This is a genomic window from Caulobacter sp. Root655, assembly GCF_001427665.1.
In the GTDB taxonomy this organism is placed as follows: Bacteria; Pseudomonadota; Alphaproteobacteria; order Caulobacterales; family Caulobacteraceae; genus Caulobacter.
Genome location: NZ_LMHC01000001.1, coordinates 264248 through 280174, shown reverse-complemented (window position 1 = coordinate 280174; position 15927 = coordinate 264248). Strand labels below are relative to the sequence as shown.

At 67.3% G+C, this 15927-nt stretch carries 16 protein-coding genes; 6 read left to right on the top strand and 10 right to left on the bottom strand.

Annotated features, from left to right (window positions below):
• The first annotated feature begins 2 nt into the window (after positions 1-2).
• Positions 3-1124: an acyltransferase gene (locus tag ASD79_RS01300; RefSeq protein ID WP_082584765.1), complete on the top strand. Its 1122-nt coding sequence runs from the start codon at positions 3-5 to the stop codon at positions 1122-1124.
• Between the two features lie 15 nt (positions 1125-1139).
• On the opposite strand, the gene ASD79_RS01295 is transcribed toward ASD79_RS01300, so the two are convergent.
• On the bottom strand, positions 1140-1706 hold the full coding sequence (locus ASD79_RS01295) for an SGNH/GDSL hydrolase family protein (RefSeq protein ID WP_082584764.1): 567 nt from the start codon (positions 1704-1706) through the stop codon (positions 1140-1142).
• A gap of 108 nt (positions 1707-1814) precedes the next feature.
• Between ASD79_RS01295 and ASD79_RS01290 the strand changes: the two genes are divergently transcribed.
• Both ASD79_RS01290 and ASD79_RS01285 read left to right on the top strand, forming a co-directional pair.
• Positions 1815-2657: a hypothetical protein gene (locus ASD79_RS01290; RefSeq protein ID WP_156400314.1), complete on the top strand. Its 843-nt coding sequence runs from the start codon at positions 1815-1817 to the stop codon at positions 2655-2657.
• A gap of 42 nt (positions 2658-2699) precedes the next feature.
• Entirely contained in the window at positions 2700-3176 is a 477-nt protein-coding gene (locus tag ASD79_RS01285; protein WP_056719249.1) for a DapH/DapD/GlmU-related protein, read from the top strand.
• Between the two features lie 7 nt (positions 3177-3183).
• Here ASD79_RS01285 and ASD79_RS01280 read toward each other — a convergent pair whose 3' ends face one another.
• Positions 3184-4320 (bottom strand): endo-1,4-beta-xylanase, encoded by a 1137-nt coding sequence (locus ASD79_RS01280; RefSeq protein ID WP_162252323.1) that lies wholly within the window; start codon positions 4318-4320, stop codon positions 3184-3186.
• 113 nt (positions 4321-4433) lie between these two features.
• Between ASD79_RS01280 and ASD79_RS01275 the strand changes: the two genes are divergently transcribed.
• Complete coding sequence (locus tag ASD79_RS01275) at positions 4434-5186, top strand: polysaccharide deacetylase family protein (RefSeq protein ID WP_082584762.1); 753 nt, start codon at positions 4434-4436, stop codon at positions 5184-5186.
• A gap of 117 nt (positions 5187-5303) precedes the next feature.
• Here ASD79_RS01275 and ASD79_RS01270 read toward each other — a convergent pair whose 3' ends face one another.
• The 5 genes from ASD79_RS01270 to ASD79_RS01250 all read right to left on the bottom strand — a co-directional run bounded on the left by ASD79_RS01270 (position 5304) and on the right by ASD79_RS01250 (position 9416).
• Positions 5304-5771, bottom strand: coding sequence for a glycosyltransferase (locus tag ASD79_RS01270; RefSeq protein ID WP_056719247.1), 468 nt, complete (start codon positions 5769-5771; stop codon positions 5304-5306).
• Positions 5768-6256: a hypothetical protein gene (locus tag ASD79_RS01265; RefSeq protein WP_056719246.1), complete on the bottom strand. Its 489-nt coding sequence runs from the start codon at positions 6254-6256 to the stop codon at positions 5768-5770. The genes ASD79_RS01270 and ASD79_RS01265 overlap by 4 nt, the downstream gene beginning before the upstream one ends.
• Positions 6257-6264: 8 nt before the next feature.
• Complete coding sequence (locus ASD79_RS01260) at positions 6265-7629, bottom strand: UDP-glucose/GDP-mannose dehydrogenase family protein (protein WP_056719245.1); 1365 nt, start codon at positions 7627-7629, stop codon at positions 6265-6267.
• Between the two features lie 197 nt (positions 7630-7826).
• A complete protein-coding gene (locus ASD79_RS01255) occupies positions 7827-8471 on the bottom strand; it encodes a polysaccharide biosynthesis/export family protein (protein WP_056719244.1) in 645 nt (214 codons plus the stop codon).
• An 81-nt stretch (positions 8472-8552) separates the two neighbouring features.
• Entirely contained in the window at positions 8553-9416 is an 864-nt protein-coding gene (locus tag ASD79_RS01250; RefSeq protein WP_368664853.1) for a metallophosphoesterase family protein, read from the bottom strand.
• Between the two features lie 216 nt (positions 9417-9632).
• Between ASD79_RS01250 and ASD79_RS01245 the strand changes: the two genes are divergently transcribed.
• Complete coding sequence (locus ASD79_RS01245) at positions 9633-10499, top strand: transglutaminase-like cysteine peptidase (RefSeq protein ID WP_056719242.1); 867 nt, start codon at positions 9633-9635, stop codon at positions 10497-10499.
• 147 nt (positions 10500-10646) lie between these two features.
• Here the strand turns inward: ASD79_RS01245 and ASD79_RS23640 are convergent, their stop codons facing one another.
• Entirely contained in the window at positions 10647-10808 is a 162-nt protein-coding gene (locus ASD79_RS23640) for a hypothetical protein (RefSeq protein ID WP_156400313.1), read from the bottom strand.
• A gap of 218 nt (positions 10809-11026) precedes the next feature.
• On the opposite strand from ASD79_RS23640, the gene ASD79_RS01240 reads away from it, so the two are divergent.
• Positions 11027-11653: a sugar transferase gene (locus tag ASD79_RS01240; RefSeq protein ID WP_056719241.1), complete on the top strand. Its 627-nt coding sequence runs from the start codon at positions 11027-11029 to the stop codon at positions 11651-11653.
• A 100-nt stretch (positions 11654-11753) separates the two neighbouring features.
• On the opposite strand, the gene ASD79_RS01235 is transcribed toward ASD79_RS01240, so the two are convergent.
• Together ASD79_RS01235 and ASD79_RS01230 are read right to left on the bottom strand one after the other, a co-directional pair.
• A complete protein-coding gene (locus ASD79_RS01235) occupies positions 11754-13697 on the bottom strand; it encodes an O-antigen ligase (RefSeq protein WP_056719240.1) in 1944 nt (647 codons plus the stop codon).
• The gene (locus tag ASD79_RS01230; protein ID WP_056719239.1) at positions 13687-15903 is read right to left on the bottom strand and encodes a polysaccharide biosynthesis tyrosine autokinase; all 2217 of its coding nucleotides are present in this window, start codon (positions 15901-15903) and stop codon (positions 13687-13689) included. The genes ASD79_RS01235 and ASD79_RS01230 overlap by 11 nt, the downstream gene beginning before the upstream one ends.
• Positions 15904-15927 lie beyond the last annotated feature (24 nt).

The following is a 15927-nucleotide window of genomic DNA, read 5'->3' as shown; positions in this document are numbered from 1 at the left end:
TGATGGAGCTGTCGTCAACCCACCCTCGACAGCCTCGCGTGCTCGTTAGTTTGGAAATCGGCCGAGGAATAGCCGCACTACTCGTTTGCGCCTACCATTTGGCCTATATCACCTACGAGTATTACGGCCAATACCCGCTGATGAACGCCTTTCGCGCCGGACATTGTGGCGTCGAATATTTCTTCGTGCTGAGCGGCTTCATCATCTACTATTCCCACGCCAAAGACTTGGGGAATCCGTCGCGACTGAAGCCCTTCGCACTGAAGAGAATCATCAGGATCTACCCCCTCTATCTCCTGGTGTTCGTCCCGCTGGTCCTGGCCTATCTCGCCGTGCCCTCCCTCACCGAGAAGGGCGAATTCACGCCGCTGTCCATCGCGGCCGACGCATTGCTGCTGCCGCATGGCAAGCGGATGGTCCTGGGCGTGGCCTGGACGCTCAAGCACGAACTGCTGTTTTACGCGCTGTTCGCGATCTCCATCGTCTTCAAGCCGGCGCGCCAGTACGCGATCATCGCCTGGATGCTGGCCATCCTGGCCTGGAACCTGGCCTTCTGGACGGTGGACACCGGACCCCGCGGCCCGATCTTCTTCAGCACCTACAACCTCGGCTTTGGGATCGGCATCCTCGTGGCCCGACAGGTCCTGCACGCCCCGCCCCGGCGGCCCCTTGCCCTGCTGATCGCGGGTGTCGCCGTCTTCGTGGGCCTGATGGCCTACGAATGGGCCATCGGCCGCGCCATGCCGCACGACGACATCCCCCTCGGCGCCAAGCTGAGCCCGATCCTCTACACGGTCGCCGCCGGGTTGGTGATCTGGGGCGGGGCGGGCCTGGACTTCAAGGGCATGCTCAAGCCGGCGCGGTGGACCGCCCTGGCCGGCGGCGCGTCCTACGCGCTCTACCTGATCCACGCCCCCGCCTCCTCGTTCCTGGTCCGCATGCTGCGCGCCACCAAGCTTCCCTTGAACCCGGAGGCGGCCTTCATGGTGCTGATGACGGCGGTCATCGCGATGAGCGTGCTTCTGCACCTCTATATCGAGAAGCCCTGCCTCGCCTGGCTCAAGACCCGCCTGCTCGCCAAGCCCAGCCCCTCGCGCGAGGTCAAGCCGGCCTATGAAACCTAGGGGGCGCCGAGAATCCTAGCGCGACAGCGCGTGCTCGACCGCGGGCAGGGTGATCGCCAGGGCGGCGGCGTCGGTGGGATGCGTGCCGTCGGGAATCATCGCCCGCAGCCGAGCCGCCGATTGACGGCGCCAGAGCGGATAGATGTCGATCAGTTCCACCCGGCTCTCGGCCGCGACCGCCCGCCAGACGTCGTAATAGGCGCCGAGCATCGGTCGAAGCAGCGCCTTAACGCCGAGCACCGGACTCATGGTCATCAGGCAGATCCGGACGCCCGGGCAGCGCCGCTTCAGCTCGTCGACGATCCGCCGGGCGTTCGCGCGGCTCTGCTCGAGACTGACCCCCAACCGGATATCCGCGTCGTTGACCGAGAACTCCACGAGCACGATGTCGGGCCTGGCCGCGACCACCCTGGGCAGCATCGACACCCCCCAGGGCGACGCCTTGCCCCCGCCCCCGAGGTTTATCGCCTTCACGCGGGCCCGCCATCGCTTCGAAAGCCCAATAGCGAGGGCGTCGAGCCAGCCACCTCTTGCGGTCAAGCTCGTACCAAGACCGACCAATACTATATCTTTTTTGTGCATATTCCCAATGATGCCACAAATTCGGTCATAAACGACACTGATTATTGTTGCCCAAAGACAGAGGCTCCGGCCTAAGTCAGCCCACAACCGTTACTGGCGCCACACCCCATGCAAGTTCATTTGTTCTCGACCACGAACGTCAAGGCCGACCGGGAAATGGAACTTCAGCGTATGCTGGATTCCGTCTCCGCGCTGGCCGCATCGGCGCTCCAGCCGGCCGTGACGCTGAACATCCTGTTCCAGCACTGCTCCCCGGACCGGCTGGCCGAACTGAAGGCCGCCCTGCCCGCCTTCGTCCGCGCTCAGGCCGTCGAAGGACAGGTGTCGCTGTCCAAGGCGCGCAACATCCTGCTGGCGCCGGTGCTGGCGGCCCAGGAAATCGCGCCCGAGGCCCTGGTGGCGTTTCCCGACGACGACGGCTGGTATCCCGCCGGACTGGTCGAGCGGATCATCGAACATCTCGAGGCCGACCCGCGACTGGGCTTCTTCTTCTGCCGCTACGGCAGCCAACCGCGTCAATGGTCGCCGGAGCAGGCGCTGACCACCCGGCCGGCCAGTTCGGCGGACGTCGTGCGCAACGCCTCCTCGAACACCATCTTCGTGCGCGGTTCGGTAGCGACGGCGGTCGGCCTGTTCGACGAGCAGCTGGGGCTGGGCACGCCCAACCACGGCGCCGAGGACCTGGACTACGCGCTGCGGGCCTATCTGACCGGGCGGGGCACGGCCTACGCCGACGCGATCCTGGTGGGCCATCGCGACAAGACGCCGGGCATTCGCGCCAAATATTATCGGGGCGGCATGATCGCCCTGGGCCGCTACGGACGGCGACAGGCCGGCCTGGCCCGGGAACTGGCCCGCAAGACCGCGGTCGGCGCCTATCTGTGCCTCCGGCGCGAGCTCTCGGTGGGCGACTACCTGTCAGCGGTCCGCGCCGGCCTGTTCGCCGCCTGACCCGCCTCACCAGCCGACGACCCAGCTTCCAAGGATTTCCAGATGGCGTTCCGCAGCCTCAACCAGTTTCTCAAGATCCGCGACGTCATCCTCAACACCAAGCGGGCCTATTTCAACAAGGTCTGGGGGATGGACCTGCACCCCACCAGCGTCTTCTCGCTGAGCGCCCGCTTCGACACCACCTATCCCCGCGGCGTGCATGTCGGCGAATACAGCTACGTGGCGTTCGGCGCCGCCATCCTGACCCACGACATGACCCGCGGCGTCTACCTGCACACCCGGATCGGCAAGAACTGCTTCATCGGGGCCCGCTCGACCATCCTGGCCGGCGTCGAGATCGGCGACGAGAGCATCGTGGCCACTGGCGCCGTGGTCACCAAGAACGTCCCGCCCCGCTGCATCGTGGCGGGCAACCCGGCCCAGATCATCCGCGAGAACATCGAGGTCGGCCGCTACGGCCGCTTCGCCAACGCCGAGGCCACCAAGCAGCGGCTGATCGCCGAAGGCGCGTTCGACTAGCGTTTTGCTAGGCCCGCACCTTGCGGATGATCGCCGGCGTCGCGTGCCTGAACGCATCGGCCATGGCGAAGAACAGCGGCTTGGGCTTGAGGGCGTCGTCGAACGGCAGCGGACGCGGAACGACGCCGTCATGGCGGCCGAAGCGCTTGCTGCGACGCAACCAGCCATAGCGGTCCGACAGCCCCCAGCAGATCACCCCGGTCACCGCGGCCTCGTCCAGCGCGACGGTCAGGTACCGCCGCGCCTCGTCGGCCACCCGGGCGTCGCGGGTCTGCCGGTCGATGACCAGGCGCTGGTCGTTGACGTCCAGCTCGGTCACTCGGATGTCGTAGCCGAGCGCCGCCACGTCGCGCAGGAAGCGTCTGAAGACCTGCTCGTCGAAGGGCTGGGCGTCGGGCTTGAGGTGGGCCTGGATTCCAAGCCCGTCGATCGGCGCGCCCCTCTTCCGCAGCCGTTCCAGCAGGCCCAGCACCGCCCGCCGCTTGGTGTCCGAGGCCGTGTCGGCATAGTCCAGGCCGTAGTCGTTGTAGTAGAGCTTCGAGTTCGGGGCGTATTTCCGCGCCTCGAAGAAGGCATCCGAAATCCAGTCCGGCCCCATGGCCACCACCAGGGGCGAGGTGCGAAGGTTGTCCGGGCGGCCGTTGCGCGGCTCGATCGCCTCGTTGGCCACGTCCCAGTCGGCCAGGCCCGGAAAGCGTTCCAGGATCTGCTTTAAACGCGCCGTCGCCGTCGACCGCCCGTCGCGTCCCATCAAGGCGTCACGGCCCCACGGCGGCAGGTTGTTGGCCCAGAGCGCCGTGTGCCCTCGGACCTGCTGGTCGTGGGCCTTGGCGAAATCCACGATCCGCTGGGCCGGTCCGTAGTCCGGATGATAGCGCTGGACCTCGACCGCGCCCCACTTCATCTCCCATTCGGGCGTCAGGATGGCGCATTGGTCGGCCACCAGGCGGGCGAAGCCCGGGTCGTCCAGCTGCTTCCAGCTCACCGCCGCTCCGAAGACCCGCCCCGACTGCGCCGCCAGCGCCTTGAGGGTCGGGGACTCGGCCCGCGCCGCCGAGGGGCCGGCCGCGGCCAGGCTCGCCGCCGTCGCGCCCAGCATCATCTCGCGACGTGTCGCGCCCGCTTCGAAGGACGTTGATCTCATTCCGCCACCTTTCTGGGAAACCATGTCGTGAGCTGGGCGCTCTATTGTTGCACTGCACCAATTGAATCGCCTTAGTCGGCGAGACGTTCCCCAACTTCGTGAGTGAGTTTGAGATGAGCCGAAGAATTCAGCACCTGGCCGCGATCCTGGCCGGCCTTGCCCTGTGGAGCGTCGCCGGCGCGGCCTCGGCCGCCATCACCTGCGCGACCCCCGGAGCCCTCGGAACGAGCCGGGTCCTCAGAATCCCGACCCAGGGGGGCGCCGAGTACGGGACGTTCCGCTACGGCCCGCTGCCGCTCAAGGCCAAGGAAGTCGTCCTGACCTTCGACGACGGCCCCGTCGCCGCGACGACGCCGAAGATCCTGGCCGCGCTGAAAAGCCAGTGCGTGCGGGCGACCTTCTTCATGATCGGCAAGCGGGTCGACGCCGACCCCGCGCTGGCGCGACAGGTCCAGGCCGACGGGCATGTCATCGGCTCCCACAGCTGGGCGCATGTGCCGATGAGCACGCTGAGCCCCGCCGACCAGATCGCCGATTTCGACAGGGGGCTGGCCAGCAACCAGCAGGCCACCGGCAAGCCGACGCGCCTCTATCGCTTTCCCGAATTCAAGCATACGCCCGAGCTGCTCGCCTACGCGGAGCGCAAGAACATCGCGGTGATCGCCGCCGACATATCCTCGGAAGACTGGCGAGGCCAGGCGGCGGAGGTGACCCTGGCCCGGGTTCTTGAACGGCTGGACGCCCGGGGAAGCGGCATCATCCTGTTCCACGACAACCAGGCCCATACAGTGGAGGTCATTCCCCGCTTCCTCGAGGCCCTCAAGGCGCGGGGCTACAAGGTCGTGCAGTTGGCGCCCGCGCTCTAGAACATTCTTCAAGCGAAGCGGATACCGGTTCGCGTGAAGAAAATGCGCCAGAACAAAAGGTTAGAGCGTCCGACCTGATGCTATCAGGTCGGACGCTCCAGACGGCGGACGCGGTCGTCAGCTGACGATGAACTCGCGGATCGCGCCCTGCAGGTCCCGCAGCGACATTCCCGGCGTATCGTCCGGCGGCGTCAGGTCGGGCAGGCGCAGCAGGCGTTCGAGTTCCTGCTCGTCATAGGCGACATAGACACCAGCGTGGCTTTCCAACTGCTTGGCCGTCGCCAGCTGGTGGTCGTTGCGGTGCTCGCCCATCGCCGCGCGGCGAGGGAAGATGATGATTGGCTTGTGGTGCTTCTTGGCCGCCAGCAGCGTGCCGATGCCGGCGTGGGCGACGACCCGGTCCGCCTGCCTGAAGAGCTCATCGAAAGCCCGCGGCTCCATCGCCCGGTGATGTTCCAGATGGCGCGGCGTCTCGGGGTTGTCGCCGATCTGGGCCACGACCCGGCCCAGGCTTGGCGCCAGGTCGTCCAGGGCCCGAATCAGACGGGGAAAGGGCAGCTGAGTGCCGACGGTCGCCAGGATCACAACACCGCTCCGTGGTAGACCGGGCCCGCGGGGCGAGCCAGGTGACGCCATTGGGTCAGCCACAGGTCGGCGATACGGCCGGCGATGCGGCCCGACAGCGACAGCCGCTCGACATTGGCGACGCTGTCGATCCAGATCGTCCGGGCGCCCAGCACCTTGCCGACCACCAGCGCGATCAGGCCCGGCGCCGCGCCGGTGGAGATCACGACGTTGGGACGAGCGGCCCAGACCACGCGCGCGACGCCCAGCAGCCCCATCATGGTCCGGAACGGCCGTGTGGCATTGAAGTCCGGAACGATATGGGTGGCGCCCACGCCGGACCGCTCGCCCAGTCCGGCCAGGGTCGCGGCGTATTGCACGTCACAGCCGTCGAAGCTGTCGCGCAGCAACATCAGCTGCTCCCAGTGTCCGCCCGACGACGACACGGCCAGCACGCGCGGACCGGCGTCCGCGACCTGTTGAATTCCTTCGCTTTCACGGGTCATGGCGGACCTCATCCCTTGACGCTGACAAGAGTGATGGAAGGCGCGGCGACGGCCGGGCTGACCGTGCCGCCGCGTCCGATGGAGGCGTAGGTGAAGCCGGCGCGGACCATTTCGGCGGGCTTGTAGACGTTGCGCAGGTCGACGACGACCGGGGCCTTCATCAGCAGCTTCACGCGGTCGAGGTCGAGGGCGCGGAACTGGTCCCACTCGGTGAGGATCAGCAGCACGTCGGCGCCGGCGGCCGCCTCGTAGGGACCGGTCTTGAAGTCCACGTCGGGCAGCAGCCGCTCGGCCTCGTGCCGGCCTTCCGGGTCGAAGGCCTGGACGCTGGCGCCCATGGCCTGCAGGGCCGGCAGGATGTCGAGGCTGGGCGCGTCGCGCATGTCGTCGGTGTTGGGCTTGAAGGTCACGCCCAGCACGCCGATGGTCTTGCCCGCCAGGTCTTCCGAGCCGAGCACGGCGGCCACCTTCTGGGCCATGGCCTTCTTGCGCGCGTCGTTGACCGCCACCGTGGTCTCGATCAGCCGGGTCGGCGCGCCATAGTCGTTGGCGGTGCGGACCAGGGCGATGGTGTCCTTGGGGAAGCACGAACCGCCGTAGCCGGGGCCGGCGTTGAGGAACTTGCCGCCGATCCGCTTGTCCAGGCCGATGCCCCTGGCCACCTGCTGGACGTCGGCGCCGACCTTTTCGCACAGGTCGGCCATCTCGTTGATGAAGGTGATCTTCATCGCCAGGAAGGCGTTGGCGGCGTACTTGATCAGCTCGCTGGTCCGCCGGCCGGTGAAGACGATCGGCGTCTCGTTCAGCGACAGCGGGCGGTATAGCTCGCGCATCACCGCCTGGGCGCGCTCGTCCTCGGTGCCGACCACCACGCGGTCGGGGCGCTTGAAGTCCTCGATCGCCGCTCCTTCGCGCAGGAACTCGGGATTGGAGACCACGGCGAACAGGGCGTCCGGACGCGCCTTCTTGATGATCGCCTCGACCTCGTCGCCGGTGCCCACCGGCACGGTCGACTTGGTGACGATCACGGTGAAGCCGTCGATCAGGCCGGCGATCTCCTCGGCGGCGGCATAGACATACGAAAGGTCGGCATGGCCGTCGCCGCGCCGGGTCGGAGTGCCGACCGCGATGAACACCGCGTCGGCTTCCTTGATGGCCTGGGCGCCTTCCAGCGTGAAGAACAGCCGGCCCTCGCGGACGTTGCGGGCGACCAGGTCGTCGAGACCCGGCTCGAAGATCGGGATCTCGCCCTTCTCGAGGCGCTCGATCTTGCTGGGGTCCTTGTCGATACAGGTCACCACGTGACCGAAATCGGCGAAACAGGCGCCGGAGACCAGACCGACATAGCCCGTACCAATCATCGCTACGCGCATAGATTCTCACCTTTAACCCCCGCCCAATCTGGCGGGACAAATAGTCTCAAGCCTAGTCGCCCGACTTCCACGACCCGGACAATCCCGAACCGCCCGCGCGCGGGCATGGACATGAGAGTCCGGGTTCAAGCGCCGTGGGTTTGGGCGGTTCGGCCCCGTTGACGTGCAGGCGCGCCGGGGAGGGCGCGCCTGGATGGCTAGAAGAAACGTTCACCGATGCGGATGGTGTCGCCCGGCGCCACGGTGGTCGAAGGCGAAAGCTCGGTTTTCACCTCCGAGGTCTCCCCGTTGCGCTTGATGAAGACCTTGTTCTTGTCGGCCCTGTACGTGTAGCCGCCGGCGGTCGCCACCGCGTTCAGCACCGTCAGGCCGGAGGTATAGGGATAGGTGCCGGGCTTGGTGACCTCACCCAGGATATAGAACGGACGGAAGCCCAGGACCTCGGCGCTGACGCGCGGTTCCTTGAGATAACCGTCGCTGAGGGCCTTCTGCACGGCGTCCTGGAACTGGCCGACGCTGAGGCCTGCCGCCTTGACCTCGCCGACCAGCGGCAAGGAGACCAGGCCGCTGCCCGTCACGAAAAATTCGCCCGACAGGGTGGGCTCGCCATAGACGGTGACGCGCACCTTGTCGCCGGAGCCGAGCTGATAGTCGGGCTCGGTGATCGTCGATGGAACACTCGGAGTCGCGGCCATCGGCGCGGGGCTCGAAGCCGCCGGAGGAGCCTGGGGCGGCGGGAAGGGAACCGCATCCTGGGCCAAGGCCGGAGCGGCCTGAAGACTGATCAGGGCGACGCCCAATGGCAAAGCTAGACGATTCAAGAAGCGCCGAACGAAAGTCATTGGATAAGTGTTCTCAAGATTACGCACAGTCCCTGTGAGCGGTGTGATGGCACGCGTATGTGACACGGAAAAGGCGAAGCGCTACACGCGACGAGATTTTCGAGCCTGAAGCACAACAGGCGGGCTCTCGGTCAAACGAATTGCGGTCAAGACGCCTGTCGCATAGGCGCCGGTGTCGATATTGATGCGGTCAGAACCGATGAAAGGTTCCGCGTCCGGCGTGTGTCCGTGGACGACGATACACCCGAGTCGATGGGGAAGACTGAGGAAATCGTTGCGGATCCACAGCAGATCCTCGGGCTCCTGCCGATCCCAGGGAACCCCCGGCCTGACGCCCGCATGGACGAACAGATAGTCGCCATAACGGGCGGAAAGCTCCAGCGCCCGCAGGAACGCCAGGTGGTCGGCGGGCAGGTTGTGCTGGAACTGGGCCTGGACGACCCGCCAGCTGTCGGCGTCGCCGCGGCCCGGCGGCCGGACCACGTCGTAGGAGGTCAGGGTCTCGCCGCCGCCGAACTCGACCCAGGCCGCGCCGGCCTCGGGCGTGTCGAGAAAGGACAGCAGAGTCTGCTCGTGATTGCCCATCAGGGCGCGCACCTCGAAACCGCTCCCGCCGTCGGAGAGCGCCTTCAGGGCGAGCACGCGATCGATGACGCCGCGCGAGGCCGGGCCCCGGTCGATGTAGTCGCCGACGAAGATCAGCACCGGGCGATCTTTCCGACCCGGTTCGCGCTCCCTCAGTTGGGCGAAATCGCGGGCGATGATGTCCAACAGATCGTCGAGCAGGTCGAGATGGCCGTGAATATCGCCCACCGCATAGACCACGCGGCCATCCGTCGACACGACGACGGGGTTGGTCACGGGGCGGGCCTTTGGACGAAGAAAGTTAAAACGCATCACTTGGCCAATCGGCGCGCCGGGGCGCCTGGGTTCGACGGCAGGCAACTTGCCCCACGGGCCCGCGCCGATCAACCGCTGGGCTGGCCCGCTTAGCAAACAATATACCATAAACCTCAATGGTCTAGTAATATAGTCATAAGGATTTCATTTACCAATAACAGCGTAGTTACCAATAGAATTGACATAGCTGTTACCATGTATTTTGATCGGATATTCAGGCGATAGCTTCACTCTAGTCTCACGACAGACGGTGAGGCTTCCATGCAGATCCGAAGACAACTAAACACTATCGTTGGCGCGACCGCCGCCCTGCTGATGAGCACCGCGGCGCATGCGGGGGCGCGTCCCTTCATGCCGCGCGGTGACGTCGTCGTGCCGCCGCCGGGCTTCACCGACCTCTGCCAGAGGGGCGAGGTCGCCTGCGGACCGCTCGAACCGTCGCTGACCCAGGCGGCCTCGACGCCGACCGCCGCCGTGCTGGCCACCTCCTCGATCGGCTATTCCTGGCCGGAGCGGGTCGCGGCCGCGGCCGCCGCGGCGGCTGAAGCCCAGGCGCCCGAGGCGGCGACCACCTTGACGCAGTTCACGGTGCTCGACGCCTATCGCCCGGCGATCGACGCCGACTTCGCCCCGGCCGGCGGCTGGTCCTGGACTCCGGCCGAACAGGCCGCCCCGCCACCCGCTCAGGTCGCCGAAGCCGCGCCGGCGCCGGCGCTGGCGGTCATGACCCCCGCCCTGCTGCGGTCGGCGCAGATGAAGATGGTCAACACCATCAACCGCGAGGTCAACCGCGACGTTCACAAGGCCACCGACTTCGATCTCTACGGCCTGCTGGAATACTGGTCGTTGCCGCGCGTCATCGACGGCAAGATGTATGGCGACTGCGAGGATTACGCCCTCGAGAAACGTCGCCGCCTGATCGCCGCCGGCGTGCCGGAGGAGACCCTGTCGATGGCCGTCGCGGTCACGGCGCGCGGCGAAAGTCACGCGGTGCTGGTCATCAGCTTCGAGTCCGGCGACTGGGTGCTCGACAACCTCACCCCCTGGGCCACGCCGTGGGAAGAGCTCAACTACCGCTGGGTTCAGCGGCAGGTCGCGGGTTCCTCCCGCTGGACGACGGTCGGCTGAGCACCAGACGGAGAGCGGCTCGGCCGCCCTCCCGTTTCGGCTCGCGGATACGCGCCAGACATAAAGACCCCCGCGGCGGCCGCCGCGGGGGTCTTTATGTCTGGGTGTCTAGCGATCGGCGCCGCGCGATGCGGCGGCGGCGAGCGCTCAGAACGCCAGGCGAATCATCTCGATGACGCCGTACCATAGGGCGCCGGCGATCGCGGCCGTCAGCATCCAGCCCACTAGGCGCGGCAGGCGGCGGCGGGTCGCGGGCGCGGTGGAAACCGTCGCAGTAACCAGTGAAACGTTGGCCTGAATCGTGGACATAGGGGGCCCTCCTCTAACGTGAAGCTTAGATCACGCGCCCTAATTGTGACCTAACGAACGTGATTTATGCAGCTTCATCATTATCCATGGTTAAGCTGAGGTTTATAAGGGACGGCGCGCGTGCATTGCGGTAGACAGTCACTCGGTTGCCTCTGAACCACCCTCAGAGCGGATTTATAGGGGATAGTGCAGTGAGCGGGAGCTTGAATACAGAAGTCATGCAGCGCACTACGACTGATTTCCTTCCCCGAGTAGCGGTCGATCCGCTTAAACGCCTTTGCGACATTTTTGCGGCGTTTCTGTTACTGGTGTTCTTCGCACCGGTGCTGTTGCTGACGGCGCTATTGATCAAGCTGGAGTCTCCAGGCCCCGCTCTGTTCCGTCAGACGCGGGGGGGACTGAACGGCCGGCCGTTCACCATCTACAAGCTGCGCTCGATGCGCTGCGAAGAGAACGGCCCCAATGTGGTGCAAGCGCAGCGTGGCGACGACCGCATCACCCGAATCGGCAAGCTGATTCGCATGGCCAGCGTCGATGAGCTGCCGCAGCTGCTCAACGTCCTGAAGGGCGACATGTCGCTGGTCGGGCCGCGTCCGCACGCCCAGGCCCATGACGATTACTACGGGGCCTTGATCCCCAGCTATAGCCAGCGCTTCCAGGCCCGTCCCGGCCTGACCGGCCTGGCCCAGATCCGCGGCCTGCGCGGCGCCACCGGCGACGTCGACGAGATGTCTCAGCGGGTGGAGGCCGACCTCGACTACATCGACAACTGGACGCTGCTGTCGGACATGCGGATCATGCTGCTGACCGTGCCGCACCTGCTGCTGGCCGAGAACGCCTACTAGCCCGTTTTCAAGCGAAGTGGGTACCGGGTCGCGTGAAGAAAACACATCAAAACAAAAGACTAGAGCGCCCGTCCTGATGCAATCAGGTCGGGGAAACGCTCTAGCGGCCCCGGGACGACATCCGCAGCACCGCGACCTGCAGCGCCAGCCCCACCCGGCCGGCGGGATTGCGGATTCCGTTGGCCATGATCACGAACCGCGCCGGTCGGCCCCGCCGCCACTCGGCCTTGACGTGGTAGACGGTCTGTTCGCGCGCGGCGGGGCTCAGGCGGTCCCAATGTTCATAGGCGAAGACCGTCCGCCGGTCGAACAGGCTGCTCTGCAACGGCGCCATCAGGAAGGACCGCTCCAGCGCCTGGCTGAGCGCCTCGTCATGGCCAAGCTCCGCCTCGATCGCGGCGCGCCGCAGCCACGCCGCGCCGGACGCGGGCCGCAACGCCAGTTCGCGCGCATTGATCCGCTCCAGGCGCGCGAGCGCGGGAAGGCCGGGCTTGGGCTCGGCGAGACCGTCCTCCACGCCGCGGGCCAGGGCCTCGGCCGGCGCGGTGGGCCAGCCGGACAGGTCGCCGCCCAGCTTCGCCGCGACCAGCGGTGCGCCGGCCAGGACGGTGGCCAGGACGGTCATCCCGGCGACGGCGACGACCGGCCAGGGCGGCAAGACAGTCCCGCCGCGCCGCGAACCGCGCGCCAAGACCATGCCGCCGACCACACCCAGCACCATCGCGCACAGCGCCTGGATGGCCGGAGCCTGCAGCGCGAAGTCCGTTACGCCGTGTGCCAGGAAGACGACGGCCGCGCAGATGGTGGCCCGCGCCCAGACGCCGGTGGAGCTGTCGGCGAAGCCGCCGCGCAGGATCGGCCAGATCAGACTGGCGAACACCGCCAGCATGGCGACGGCGCCGACCACCCCGCCTTCCTCCAGCCATTGCAGGTACAGATTGTGCGCCGCGCGCACGTCGTACAGCACCGATAGCGAAGGGCCAGTGGTCACCAGTTGGTTGACGGTTGGAAAGGCGCCCAGGCCAAACCCGCTCCACGGCGTCGAGAGGAAGGCCGCCCAGTGGAGCGCGAAGATGTTCGATCGAACGTCCAGATCGCGCCCAGTCACGCTGAACCGACCGGCCAGATAGTCGATGCTGGGCAGGGCGATCGCCGCGACCAGCAGGAGGGCCGCCACCGCGATCAGTCCCGTCGCGCCCCGCCAGCCCTGGCGTTGCGCGAAGACATTCCAGACCAGCAGCAGCCCCAGGCCGATCAGGGAGGCGGCGACCCCGGCCCGTGACGCCGTCAACAGCAGCACGGTGGCCAACAGCCCGACGACGCCCAGCCAGGCCGTCACCTCCGGATCGCCGCGTCGCAACACCGTCAGGTCGGGATAGCGGCGAAGGCGGTTCACGGCGGCGGCGACCGCCAGCAGCATGCCCGTCCCGAAGGTCGTCGCCGCGCTGTTGGGACTGAGGAGCGTGGCCGTCAGGCGCGCGGTCCGGCGGTCGACGACATGGTCGATGAAGGCCATGGCCGCGTAGAGGCTCAAGGCGGCCACCGCCGCCCGCAGGAACCAACCGCCACGAGCCTCCGACGCGCCGACGATCCGGGCCGAGACGAACAGACAGGCCAGGCCGAAAAGCTGCAGGACGTTGAGCAGCAGGGCCGACCGATCGACCGTCAGGCTGGCCAGGTGTCCCGGAAGATAGGCCCAGACGGGATGCGGCCCGCCCGGCCCCCAAGGGGTCAGCGGCCACAGCACGGCCGCCGCCAGCAGCGCGAAGAGCGCCGCCTGGGGGACCAGGCCCGACATCCTGCCGAGGTCGCGTCGCGCCCAGTCGCAGGTGGCCAGGAGACCGAGCAGATAGGCAGCGTAGAGCCCGGAGAACAGGGTCGCCGTGACCACTTCGCTGGCCCCGAAAGCCAGGACGGCCGCGAACACCGACGCCACCAGGCAAAGCGCGGCGATCTTCTCGGACGCCGCCAGCCTGCGGGCCCGACGACGGGGCGCCCGATCGCCCTTGGCGACCGGGCGCCCCACCGCCGTGTCAGTCGGCATAGTACTTGCGATAGCTCTTGTAATAGTAGTTGGCGTCGCCGTAGCCGTAGCGCCCCTGAGCCTTCAGATCGACCTGGGTCAGGGCCACGCCGGCCACGAACACGCCCTGGCCCTGCAGCAGCGACAGCGCCGAGGTGATCGCCTTGACGGGGGTCGTCTTCCAGCGCGCCAGCATCACCACCGCGTCGGCCGAGGGGGCCAGGATGCGGGTGTCGGCGATGGCCAGCAGCGGCGCGGTGTCGAGCAGCACCACGTCGAACCTTTGACGCAGCTCGGCCAGCAGGCGGCGCATGGCCAGAGAGCCCAGGACGTCGCGCGGCGTGTTGGCCGACCTGGTCAGCGCCAGGACCTTGGCCCCGCTGGCGTCGGTGATCAGCGCCTGGTCTAGCGTGCAGACGCCGTTCAGCACTTCCACCAGCCCCGCCGTCGGGGGCTCGGCCAGGAAGCGGTTGATCGCGCTCTGCCGCAGGTCGCAATCGACGACGACCACGCTGGCCCCCGACGTCGCCAGCGTGCGGGCCAGTGAGAAGGTGGTGGTCGTCTTGCCTTCGCCGGGCAGCGACGAGGTGATCGCGATCACCTTCACCGGCTCGCCAACCTTGGAGAACAGGATGGCGGCCCGCAGCTTGCGGAAGCTCTCGGCGAAGCCCGACAACGGCTTGGTCAGCAGGTAGTCGGCCGGGCTGACGCCGCGCGCCAGCTTGCCGTCGACGGCGGAGCTGAGCAGCGGGACCGAGCCCAGATAGGGCAGGCCCAGCCGGTGCTCGACCTCGTCCTCGGTGAACAGGCCGGCCATCAGGATTTCCGCCAGAACCACCGCGGCGAGGCCGGCGCCGAGCGCGGCGGCCAGGCCCAGGGCGAGGTTGAGCGACGGCTTGGGATAGCTCGGCGAGGTCGGGATCTTGGCCTGAGAGACGACGCGGGCGTCGGGCTGTTCGATGCCCTGGCTGGTCGTGGTCTGCTTGAAGCGGGCCAGCAGGGACTCATAGAGCGTCCGGACGGATTCGGCCTTGCGCTCCAGTTCGCCCAGCCGGATGCCGGCGCGGTTGTTGCCGGCCAGCGTGCCCTTGGAGACCGAGACGCTGCCCGCCATCGAGCCGGTCCGTTGACGCGCCACCTGGGCCTGGGCCTCGAGGTTGGAGATGATGCGGCGGATCTCGGCCTGGATCTGGCCGTCCATGTCGGCCAACTCACGCTTGGCCTTCAACAGGTCGGGGTGGCGGTCGCCGTAACGGCCGCTGAGGTCGGCGACCTGGGCGCTTTTCTCGGCGCGCTGCTTGCGCAGTTGCTGGACCACCGGCGAATTGAGCGACTCGCCGACGTCCTCGCCGTTGCTACCGCGCGCCAGTTGGCTGCGGGCGATGTTGAGGCGGGCGTCGGTCTCGGCCTGGGCGGCCTTGGCGGAGGCCAGTTGCTGGTTGAGGCCGGAGATTTCCTGCTCGGTCAGGGTGGCGCCCTCGGCGCTGAGCAGGTTGTTGGCGATCTTGTACTGCTGGACCGCCGCCTCGGCCTGCTGCAGCTGGTCGCGCAGCTCCACGACGCGGGTGTCCAGCCATTCGTTGGCCTTGGCGGTGGCGTCGAACTTGGCCTCGAGCTGCTCGGTCAGATAGAGGTCGGCGAAGGCGTTGGCGAGCCTGGCGGCCTGCTCCGGTTGCGGATGGGTGTAGTCGACCGAGATCAGGTAGGTCAGGCCGGCGCGGCGGACGTTCAGGCCGGAGAGCACCCGGTCGACCACCTTCTCGCGGCGGCGCTGGGCTTCGACCGAATCGACCGCGGACGTCGGCGCCACGGTCTTCTTGACCCAGGGCAGCCACGCGGCCGGGCCCTTGGCCTCTTCGAGATAGGGGTTGAAATAGGGGTCCTGGTCGAGCTTCAGCTGAGCGACCACGCGGTTGGCCAGCGAACGCGACCGCAGAACCTCGACCTCGGTGTCGACCACCGGCGAATCCGCGGGCAGGCCGGAGAGCACGGCGCTCATGTCGGTCACCTGCTCGGTGCGGGTGTCCAGCATGACCTGGGCGGTCGCCGTATAGCGCGGCGTCTGCTGCAGGGTGTACAGCAGCACCGCCACGAAGACGACCAACGCCACCGCCGCGAACAGACGCAGCCGGCGGCGGAAGGTGGCGATCACGACATTGAGGTCAAACGTCTTCTCTCCGGCGCTAGGCGCCAGAGAGATCGGGGTCTCGTAAGCTGAGCCGTCCATGAAAACTCTCGTTGGGCGCTGAGG

Excerpts from the sequence above, each read along its gene's own strand:
- ASD79_RS01300 (WP_082584765.1), top strand. The coding sequence starts at position 3 with ATGGAGCTGTCGTCAACCCACCCTCGACAGCCTCGCGTGCTCGTTAGT.
- ASD79_RS01295 (WP_082584764.1), bottom strand. The coding sequence starts at position 1,706 with ATGCACAAAAAAGATATAGTATTGGTCGGTCTTGGTACGAGCTTGACC.
- ASD79_RS01290 (WP_156400314.1), top strand. The coding sequence starts at position 1,815 with ATGCAAGTTCATTTGTTCTCGACCACGAACGTCAAGGCCGACCGGGAA.
- ASD79_RS01285 (WP_056719249.1), top strand. The coding sequence starts at position 2,700 with ATGGCGTTCCGCAGCCTCAACCAGTTTCTCAAGATCCGCGACGTCATC.
- ASD79_RS01280 (WP_162252323.1), bottom strand. The coding sequence starts at position 4,320 with ATGAGATCAACGTCCTTCGAAGCGGGCGCGACACGTCGCGAGATGATG.
- ASD79_RS01275 (WP_082584762.1), top strand. The coding sequence starts at position 4,434 with ATGAGCCGAAGAATTCAGCACCTGGCCGCGATCCTGGCCGGCCTTGCC.
- ASD79_RS01265 (WP_056719246.1), bottom strand. The coding sequence starts at position 6,256 with ATGACCCGTGAAAGCGAAGGAATTCAACAGGTCGCGGACGCCGGTCCG.
- ASD79_RS01260 (WP_056719245.1), bottom strand. The coding sequence starts at position 7,629 with ATGCGCGTAGCGATGATTGGTACGGGCTATGTCGGTCTGGTCTCCGGC.
- ASD79_RS01255 (WP_056719244.1), bottom strand. The coding sequence starts at position 8,471 with ATGACTTTCGTTCGGCGCTTCTTGAATCGTCTAGCTTTGCCATTGGGC.
- ASD79_RS01245 (WP_056719242.1), top strand. The coding sequence starts at position 9,633 with ATGCAGATCCGAAGACAACTAAACACTATCGTTGGCGCGACCGCCGCC.
- ASD79_RS23640 (WP_156400313.1), bottom strand. The coding sequence starts at position 10,808 with ATGTCCACGATTCAGGCCAACGTTTCACTGGTTACTGCGACGGTTTCC.
- ASD79_RS01240 (WP_056719241.1), top strand. The coding sequence starts at position 11,027 with ATGCAGCGCACTACGACTGATTTCCTTCCCCGAGTAGCGGTCGATCCG.
- ASD79_RS01235 (WP_056719240.1), bottom strand. The coding sequence starts at position 13,697 with ATGCCGACTGACACGGCGGTGGGGCGCCCGGTCGCCAAGGGCGATCGG.
- ASD79_RS01230 (WP_056719239.1), bottom strand. The coding sequence starts at position 15,903 with ATGGACGGCTCAGCTTACGAGACCCCGATCTCTCTGGCGCCTAGCGCC.